Annotated in this window: 6 protein-coding genes; 3 read left to right on the forward strand and 3 right to left on the reverse strand. The window is 72.0% G+C overall.

The features are described from left to right. Positions 1 to 530: 530 nt before the first annotated feature. A complete protein-coding gene (locus DVH02_RS25955) occupies positions 531 to 1,145 on the reverse strand; it encodes a MarR family winged helix-turn-helix transcriptional regulator (RefSeq protein ID WP_233518460.1) in 615 nt (204 codons plus the stop codon). A gap of 120 nt (positions 1,146 to 1,265) precedes the next feature. Between DVH02_RS25955 and DVH02_RS25960 the strand changes: the two genes are divergently transcribed. Beyond that, positions 1,266 to 2,600 (forward strand): MFS transporter, encoded by a 1,335-nt coding sequence (locus tag DVH02_RS25960; protein WP_199566416.1) that lies wholly within the window; start codon positions 1,266 to 1,268, stop codon positions 2,598 to 2,600. Between the two features lie 34 nt (positions 2,601 to 2,634). On the opposite strand, the gene DVH02_RS25965 is transcribed toward DVH02_RS25960, so the two are convergent. Both DVH02_RS25965 and DVH02_RS25970 read right to left on the reverse strand, forming a co-directional pair. Beyond that, a complete protein-coding gene (locus DVH02_RS25965; protein WP_114626281.1) occupies positions 2,635 to 4,365 on the reverse strand; it encodes an ATP-binding SpoIIE family protein phosphatase in 1,731 nt (576 codons plus the stop codon). Between the two features lie 200 nt (positions 4,366 to 4,565). Beyond that, complete coding sequence (locus tag DVH02_RS25970; RefSeq protein ID WP_114626282.1) at positions 4,566 to 5,957, reverse strand: NAD(P)/FAD-dependent oxidoreductase; 1,392 nt, start codon at positions 5,955 to 5,957, stop codon at positions 4,566 to 4,568. A 323-nt stretch (positions 5,958 to 6,280) separates the two neighbouring features. Between DVH02_RS25970 and DVH02_RS25975 the strand changes: the two genes are divergently transcribed. Then, the gene (locus DVH02_RS25975) at positions 6,281 to 7,114 is read left to right on the forward strand and encodes a TetR/AcrR family transcriptional regulator (RefSeq protein ID WP_114626283.1); all 834 of its coding nucleotides are present in this window, start codon (positions 6,281 to 6,283) and stop codon (positions 7,112 to 7,114) included. Between the two features lie 336 nt (positions 7,115 to 7,450). After that, on the forward strand, positions 7,451 to 8,886 hold a 1,436-nt coding region (locus DVH02_RS25980), incomplete at its 3' end, for a sigma-70 family RNA polymerase sigma factor (RefSeq protein ID WP_114626285.1).

Raw genomic sequence — 8,886 nt, forward strand, 5'->3', positions numbered from 1 at the left:
CCACAGAACATTTTCTGGGGCTTTCCTCCGGGCGCTTCCCTTCGGTGTTTCTTTGTTTTGTTTCCGTCTTGCGTTTCCGACTCTATCAGACTCTTTCGTGTCCGATTCCCCGTCGGAGCGGGGTTTCGCTTTCCAGTTCCGCGCTTTCGCGTTTCCCTTTCCGGCGGTTCCGACTCTACCAGATCCTTTCGGGCCTGATTCCCAGTCAGAGTGGGCTGCCATCCGGGCTGTTCGGCCCTTCCGACGTCTCAAACAGTAGCGGATTCCGCAGGTGACTCATAATCGAGTCTTCGAAATGAATTTCGGCATGCCGAAATTCTTCCCGGCTGGGAGATCATGCTTGGTTTGAGTGCCGCTGATGCGGCTGGAGTGGCTGTCACAGCTCCATGTCGGCTCCGTGACAACTCGAAGAACCTTACGGATCGCTCAGGGGCCTGTCAAACCAGCCCGACCCCCCGGTCGAACCCGCCTCCGGCCGCTCCAGCCGCTGCCAGCCGCTGCCAGTCACTGCCGTCACGCCGTCCCTGCCGTCACTCCAGATCCGTCAGGCGCCCGCCGGCGTCCGGCTGGGCGTGTTCCACGCGGCGCAGCAGGCGGATGAGCATCTCGCCGAGCACTCCGCGCTCGTCGGAGGAGAGGTCCTGGAGCAGTTCCTCCTCGAACTCCGAGGCCATCCGCATCGCCGCCAGCCACTTCGTGCGGCCCTCGTCCGTCAGCTCGACGATGACCCGGACCCGGTTGTTCTCGTCGCGATCGCGCGTGACCAGACCTTCGCCCGCCATGCGGTCGACGCGGTGGGTCATCGCGGCCGGGGTGAGGCCCAGGCGCTTGGCGAGTTCGCCGGGGCCCAGGCGGTAGGGGGAACCGGCGAGAACGAGGGTCTTGAGGACTTCCCACTCCGCGTTGCTGATGCCCAGGTCGGAGACCTGTCTGCCGTAGGCGACGTTCATCCGGCGGTTCAGTCGGCCGAGCGCGGAGACGACCTTTTCGACCTGAGGGTCGAGATCACGGAACTCTCGCTGATAGGCGGCGATCTGCTCGTCGAGGCTCGGCTCCTGGAGATCCGGTGGGCCGGGCTTCTCGGGGCCGGGCTTCTCGGGGGTGGGCTTCTCGGGGCCGGGTTTCTCGGGGGTGGTCTCTGGCATCGGGGCAGTATGCCACGCACCTCTCCTGGCGTTGAAGTCCTTCGATGTGTACAGTTCACCTTCGAAGTTTAGGTTCTAAGTTTAACTCTGAAGTGTTGAGGGGTGAGTGTGACCAGGGCGATGGGCGCGGCGATGCGCCGGATCCAGGCGGGGAACGCGCTGAGTGCGTTCGGGCTCGGATTCACGGTTCCGTATCTGTATGTGTATGTGGCTCAGGTACGGGACCTGGGCGCGAGTACGGCCGGTGCCGTGCTGGCGGTCTTCGCCCTGGCCGCGCTGGTCGTGCTGCCGTTCACCGGCCGGGTGATCGACCGCCGGGGGCCGCTGCCGGTGCTGGTCGGGGGCGCGGTGCTGGCGTCGGTGGGGGCGCTGGCCATGGGGCTGTCGGGGAGCGTGCCGACCGCCGTCCTCTCCGCCGCGCTGCTGGGTGCCGGGACGGCCGTGATGCAGCCGGCGCTGGCCACGATGATCGTGTGGTGCTCCACGCCCGCGACCCGCACCAGGGCGTTCGCGACGCAGTTCTTCCTCGCGAATCTCGGGCTGGGCGTGGGCGGGCTGATCGGCGGACAGCTCGTCGACGAGAGCAGGCCGGGGAGCTTCCTGCTGCTGTTCTGCGTCGAGGCGGCGATGTTCCTCGTGCTGGCCGCCGTGGCCGGTACGGTCCGGATGCCGCGCCCCGCCGATACCGGCACGACCGGCACGACCGGCACGACCGGCGTCGAGGCGTCGGGCGTCGAGGCGTCCGGGCGTCCCGGGCTGCGGTCCATGCTCCGGCACCGCGCCATGGTGCAGCTGTGCGTGCTGGGTTTCGTGGTGTTCTTCGCCTGCTACGGGCAGTTCGAGTCGGGCCTCGCCGCGTACGGCACCGAGGCCGCCGGGATCGATCCGTCGACGCTGGGGATCGCGCTGGCGGCCAACACGGCGGTGATCGTGATCGCGCAGTTCGTGGTGTTGCGGCTGGTCGAGCCGCTCAGGCGCAGCCGGGTGATCGCCGCCGTCGGGCTGATCTGGGCCGTCGCCTGGCTCATCGCCGGGTACGCGGGGCTCGGGGAGGGCGGCCGGACGATGGCGACGGCCGCGTTCATCTCCACGTACGCGCTGTTCGGGCTCGGGGAGGCGATGCTGTCGCCGACCGTGGCCCCTCTGGTGGCGGATCTCGCGCCGCCGTCGATGATCGGGCAGTACAACTCGGGGTTCGCGCTGGTCAAGCAGCTCGCGCTGGCGGTCGGCCCGGCGGTGGGCGGGCCGATGGGGGCGTCGCTGCACGGGCCGTACATCGTGACGTTCGTGCTGTTCTCGCTGTCGATCACCGTGCTGGCCCTGCGGCTGGGGCGGCGGCTCACGCCCGTACAGGACCGGCCCTCGCTCCTGTCCGCTTCCCGGGTGGTCGCGCGGCACACGCCCGAGGCGGCCGGGTCGGAGAGCCCGGAGGCGCTGGCGTCGCCCGCCCGCTGAGACCTCGGCGCGGGCGTCCGCGCCGGGCGCGGTGTCAGTGGGGCAGGGCGAACTCGCACCAGACGGCCTTGCCGCCGTCCGGTGTACGGCGTGTCCCCCAGGACGACGCGATCGTCGCGACGATCGAGATGCCCCGGCCGGCCTCGTCCGCCGGCTCGGCTCTGCGACGGCGCGGCAAGTGGTCGTCGCCGTCCGTCACCTCGATGATCAGCCGCCGGTCCGTGCGGCGCAGCCGCAGGCGCATGGGCGGGGTGCCGTGCTGCAGGGAGTTGGCCACCAGCTCGCTGGTGGCGAGGACGCCCAGGTCGCGCAGTTCCACCGGGAAGCGCCAGGAGGCCAGGACCCCCGTCGCGAAGGCGCGGGCGCGCGGGGCCGCTTCGATGCCGCCGAGCAGGTCGAGCGCCGCGTTGTGGAACAGCTCCGCGTCGGCTCCCGTACGGGCGGGGTGCTGGAGGACGAGCACCGCGACGTCGTCGTCGTGGTCGTCGGTGACGCCCAGGGAGCGGATCAGCCGGTCGCACACGACCTGGGGTGAGCCCTGCGCGCCGGACAGGGCGCGGGCGAGGGAGGCGACGCCCTCGTCGATGTCCTCGCCGCGGCGCTCGACGAGACCGTCCGTATAGAGGACGGCCGTCGAGCCGGGCGGCAGGGCGATCGTGCCCGAGGTGTGCAGCCAGCCGCCGGTGCCCAGGGGCGGGCCCGTGGGGTCCTCGGCTCGCTCGACCGAGCCGTCGGAGGCGCGCACCAGGATCGGGAGATGACCGGCCGAGGCGTATTCGAGCAGGCCCTCGTTGGGGTCGTGGACGGCGTAGACGCAGGTGGCGATCTGGCTGGCGTCGATCTCGGCGGCGAGCCCGTCGAGGAGCTGGAGGACCTCGTGCGGCGGCAGGTCGAGCCGGGCGTAGGCGCGGACGGCCGTGCGCAGCTGGCCCATGACGGCGGCGGCGCGCACGCCCCGGCCCATGACGTCGCCGATGACCAGGGCGGTACGACCGGCGCCGAGGGTGATCACGTCGTACCAGTCGCCTCCGACGGCGGCGTCCGCGCCGCCCGGCCGGTAGGTGGCGGCGACGCGCAGGTCGTCGGGCTGCTCCAGCTCCTGCGGGAGCAGGGAGCGCTGGAGGGTGACGACGGTACGGCGGTGGCGGCCCTCGCTGGTGCGCAGCCGCTCGGCGGCTTCGGCGTGGTCGGTGACGTCGGCGGCGTAGATGAGGATGCCGTCCGTGCCGCGGCAGTCGACGGGGGTGCAGGTGAGCGTGTACGAGCGGTCCGCGCGCGGGGCCTGGCCGGCGGCGGGGGCTGTCGCCGTGTGGTCGCGCGTCGGCGGCTCCGCGGGGGTCCGTGACTGCGCCTTGCGGGACTTGACGGTGCGGGGCTTGCCGCTGCGGAGCACCTGGTCGAGCAGCGGGAGCAGGCCCAGCTCCGCCAGCTCGGGGCAGCTCTCGGCCGCGGTGGATCCGGGCGGGCGCGGGCCGAAGGCCGTCGCGTAGGCGTCGTTCACGTACGCGACGCGGTGCTGCGGCCCGTACACGAGCGCGACCAGGGCGGGCAGTTCGCCGAGGATGTCGCGGACGGAGAGGTCGGCGAGGGTGGGAATGCCCGGCGCGGGCTCGGGCCGCCGCTCGCGCTCACCGCTCGCGTCCCGGCCCTCGTGCTCCCCTCGCTCGTACTCGCCGCGGGCCGCCGGCACGGCACCGCGGTCCGTCCGCGCGGCGGCGCGACGCCGCGTACCGGGGAGGCGGGCGCTCCAACGCGTGAAATTCACGGATTCTCATGCCTCAAGGTGTCGTGATGGTGTCGTGTCGCCGTACGTCGCCGCCGGGTGCGCGCGTCGAGCCCGGATGGATCACTCTGTGCAGATGTGAGCCCACCTATGGTCACACGTCCAGTGTGACCGAACGTACTGACAGTCGCCCCTCGTCGTGTTCGGATCGCTGCCTCCGGTCGTCGCGCGGACGGCTGACCTCACTTGTCCTGCCGGGGTTCGCGTCCCGCGGCCAGTTCGAATTCGGCGCGGGGGTGCTCCAGGGAGCCGAGGGAGACGATCTCTCTTTTGAAGAGACCGGAGAGCGTCCATTCCGCGAGTACGCGGGCTTTCCTGTTGAAGGTGGGGACGCGGCTGAGGTGGTAGACGCGGTGCATGAGCCAGGCCGGATAGCCCTTGACCTTGCGGCCGTAGACATGCGCGACCCCTTTGTGGAGGCCGAGGGAGGCCACCGAACCGGCGTACGCGTGACGGTAGTCCCGGAGGGGTTCGCCGCGCAGGGAAGCGACGATGTTCCCGGCGAGTACTTTGGCCTGGCGTACGGCGTGCTGCGCGTTGGGCGCGCACTCCTTGCCGGTCTCGTCCGCCGTCAGGTCGGGTACGGCGGCGGCGTCACCCGCGGCCCAGGCGTGCTCGGTGCCCTCGACGGAGAGGGCGGCCGTACAGCGGAGCCGGCCGCGTCCGTCCAGCGGCAGATCTCCGGCGGCGAGGACGGGATGGGGCCGGACGCCCGCCGTCCAGACGAGCGTACGGGCGGGGAAGCGCGCGCCGTCGCTCAGCACGGCCACCCGGTCCTCGCAGGACTCCAGGCGGGTTTCGAGCCGTACGTCGATGTTGCGGGCGCGCAGCTCGCGCACCGCGTATCTGCCCATCTCCTCGCCGACTTCGGGGAGTATCCGGCCGGTGGCCTCGACGAGGATCCACTTCATGTCGTCGGCCTTGATGTTGTGGTAGTAGCGCGCGGCGTAGCGGGCCATGTCCTCCAGCTCCGCGAGTGCTTCGACGCCCGCGTAGCCGCCGCCGACGAAGACGAAGGTCAGGGCGGCGTCGCGGACGGCGGGGTCGCGGGTGGAGGAGGCGATGTCCATCTGTTCGAGGACGTGGTTGCGCAGGCCGATGGCCTCTTCGACGGTCTTGAAGCCGATGGCGTGTTCGGCCAGTCCTGGGATGGGGAGGGTGCGGGCGACGGAGCCGGGCGCGAGGACGAGTTCGTCGTAGGTGAGGTCGACGGTGCCGCTGCCCTCGGCCTCCGAGCCGAGGGTCTTGAGCGTGGCGGTGCGCTCGGCGTGCCGGATGGCGGTGGCCTCGCCGATGACGATGCGGCAGCCGGGCAGCAGGCGGCGGAGCGGCACCACGACGTGGCGCGGCGAGATGTTCCCGGCGGCCGCTTCCGGCAGGAAGGGCTGATAGGTCATATAAGGGTCGGGAGTGACCACCGTGACCTCGGCTTCGCCACTTCTCAGTTTCCGCTGGAGGCGCAGCGCGGTGTACATCCCGACGTAGCCGCCGCCGATCACCAGAATGCGCGTTCCGGGCGGGCTTGCGGGGGTCCTCCCCCGAGAGATCTCAGCCTTCACCTTCCCATAACGCATTGGGGCCGGGCGTTTGTCCACAGGCGCGACACATTGTGTGACCGGAGGCCGTCGCGGGCCACGGCCGGGCCGTGGTCCGGACGTCGCGGCAGGAGCCCAGGTCAGCGGCGGCGTGGGAGGTGCGGGGAGAGGGGGGATTCAGGCATCTTCCGGTCCTTGCTCCGATCGGGGGGCGCTCCGTGCGGAACCACCCCCTTCTGAATTGCCCCGGGCTCAACTATGTTCGTATGTCGACGGGGTGTCGGGCACGTGACTGGGCCGCACGCCCCGGCTGTCAGGGCGGGGAGTCTCCGGGGGGAGACATCATTACCGGGGGAACGCTTATGCATATTCAGGATGCTCGTTGGCAAACCGCTGTCGTCGGGGGCAGCGAGGGACGGACGGCTACAAGTACGGGTACGGGCACGGTGGCCATGGGTTCGGGCGTGGGCACGGGCACGGCTGGTGTGAGCGGCGCGGGGCCGCTGGGTGCGGCGGGGCGTTCGGCGCCCCTGCGGGTGGACGCGCAGCGCAATCTGGAGCACGTACTGCGGGCGGCCCGTGAGGTGTTCGGGGAGTTGGGGTACGGGGCTCCGATGGAGGATGTGGCGCGTCGCGCCCGGGTCGGGGTCGGCACGGTCTACCGCCGCTTCCCCAGCAAGGACGTGCTGGTCAGGCGAATAGCGGCGGAAGAGACGTCCCGGCTGACCGAGCAGGCGCGTGCGGCGCTGGGGCAGGAGGACGAGCCGTGGTCGGCGCTCTCCCGCTTCCTGCGCACCTCGGTGGCGTCCGGAGCGGGGCGGCTGCTGCCTCCGCAGGTGCTGCGGGTGAGCGTGGACGGGGAAGAGGTGACGCTGCCGCGCGGGCTGCCGGACGAGACGCGGGTGCCGCACCAACGGCAGCCGGGCCAGCCCGATTTACGGGTGGTGGGAGCGCGGATCTCGGCCTCGGCCGAGGGGCTGGACGCGCCGGGCACGGTCGAACTGCTCGATGTCGTCGGTCAGTTGGTGGACCGGGCGCGCGGAGCGGGCGAGCTGCGCGGCGATGTGACCGTGGCGGACGTCCTGTTGGTGATCGCCACCGCCGCGCCCTCGCTGCCGGACGCGGCGCAGCAGGCGGCGGCCTCGGCGCGGCTGTTGGACATCCTCCTGGAGGGGCTGCGGTCGCGCCCCGCGTGAGAGGCGGCGGGGAGCGGAGCCGGTCGGCCGTTGGTCGGCCGTCGTCGGTCGTCGGTCGGCCGTCGACGGTCGGCCGTCGACGGCGGCTTCGGCTGTGGCTGTAGCTTCGGCTGTGGCTTCGGCCGCTGCCTCAGCTTCGGCTTCGGCTCCGCTTCTCGAACAGCCTTGACGAATAGCGCCGTTGATCCTTCCCCGTAAGAGTGAAGGTTAAAGGCCCGACCCGGGAATGCGCCCCGGACGAGTGGTGGACGGACTCGAACACTCGGGGCCACGTGGTGCGCTGTGGCACGCTGGCCCGGTGTTTGGGTCGGAGCGGCGCGTACGGGGGTTCCCGCGATGAGCGGTGACGGACGGGACGGACCACTCGGTGGCGGCGGCGTGGGTGGCGGCGGCTCCGGTGGCACGGGTGGCGGCACCGGCTGCGGCGCGGTGCCAGCGTCCGAGCAGGTGCCGAGCCAGGGCGGCCCGACGGTGGTCCCCGGACCGGCGGGCGCTCACGCCGGGGTGCCGCCGCAGCGCGGTCGCGCCGATGTGCCCCGGTCCGACCCGCCGACCCTTGAGCTGTCCACCGTCCGGCCTGCGGGCACGAGTGCGGGCACGGGCAGGGCTGTGGGTGAGGAGTCGGCCGTCCCCGAGGCGCCTCCCTCGGACGCCGATCTGATCCAGCGGATGCGGGACGGCGACGACAGCGCGTACGCGGAGCTGTTCCGCAGGCACTCGGAGCCCGTGCGGCGTTACGCCCGTACGTGCTGCCGCGACGCGGACACCGCCGACGATCTGACCGCCGAGGTGTTCGCCCGTACGTTGCAGGCCGTACGCGGCGGAGCCGGGCCCCGGCACGCGGTGCGGGCGTATCTGCTGACGACCGTACGGCGCACGGCGGCCACCTGGACGAAGTCCGCGAAGCGCGAGCAGCTGGTCGAGGACTTCGCGGTGTTCGCGGCGCAGGCCGCCGAGTCCTCCGAGGTGCCGGACGGGGACACTCTGGATCTGGGCGCGGATGTCCTGGCGATGCACGAGGCGGAGCGGTCCATGGCCATGCGGGCGTTCCGCAGCCTGCCGGAGCGCTGGCAGGCGGTGCTGTGGCACACCACGGTGGAGGAGGAGTCGCCGAGCCAGATCGCGCCGCTGTTCGGGCTGTCCGCCAACGCCACGGCGGTACTGGCCAGTCGGGCCCGCGAAGGGCTCAAGCAGGCGTATCTCCAGGCCCATGTGAGCACCTCGCTCACCTCGACGGGCGACTGTTCCCGGTACGCCGACCGGCTCGGGGCGTACGCGCGCGGAGGGCTGCGCATGCGCGCCGAGCGCGGGCTGCGCAAGCATCTTGAGGAGTGCGCGAAGTGCCGCCTCGCCGCGGGTGAGCTGGCCCACGTCAACGCGGGGATTCCGGCGCTGCTGCCGGTCGCGGTGATCGGCTGGTTCGCGGCGGGCTACTCGCTCAAGGCGGCGGGCATCGTCGCGGGCGGCGCGGTGGGCGCGGCAGGCGCCGGAGCGGCGGCCGCCGCCACCGGCGGTGCTTCGGCGACCGGCGCGGCCGGTGGTGGCGCCGCCGCCGAGGGGCTGGGCACGCCGGCGAAGGCCGGGATCGGGGCGCTCGTCGTCGCCGCGGCGGCAGCCGGTCTGGTGTGGGCGCTGTCCGGCAGCCCCCACGTACCCGAGCCGAAACCGGCGGCGAAACCGCCGGTGGCGCAGCCCGTCGTACCGGTGGAACCGACGCCGCCGTCCCCGCGGCCGCCCGCGCCGAAGCCGCCCGCGCCCACACCGCCCACCCC

It is taken from the genome of Streptomyces corynorhini (assembly GCF_003346515.1).
Taxonomy (GTDB): Bacteria; Actinomycetota; Actinomycetes; order Streptomycetales; family Streptomycetaceae; genus Streptomyces; species Streptomyces corynorhini.

Excerpts from the sequence above, each read along its gene's own strand:
- DVH02_RS25955 (WP_233518460.1), bottom strand. The coding sequence starts at position 1,145 with ATGCCAGAGACCACCCCCGAGAAACCCGGCCCCGAGAAGCCCACCCCC.
- DVH02_RS25960 (WP_199566416.1), top strand. The coding sequence starts at position 1,266 with ATGGGCGCGGCGATGCGCCGGATCCAGGCGGGGAACGCGCTGAGTGCG.
- DVH02_RS25970 (WP_114626282.1), bottom strand. The coding sequence starts at position 5,957 with ATGCGTTATGGGAAGGTGAAGGCTGAGATCTCTCGGGGGAGGACCCCC.
- DVH02_RS25975 (WP_114626283.1), top strand. The coding sequence starts at position 6,281 with ATGCATATTCAGGATGCTCGTTGGCAAACCGCTGTCGTCGGGGGCAGC.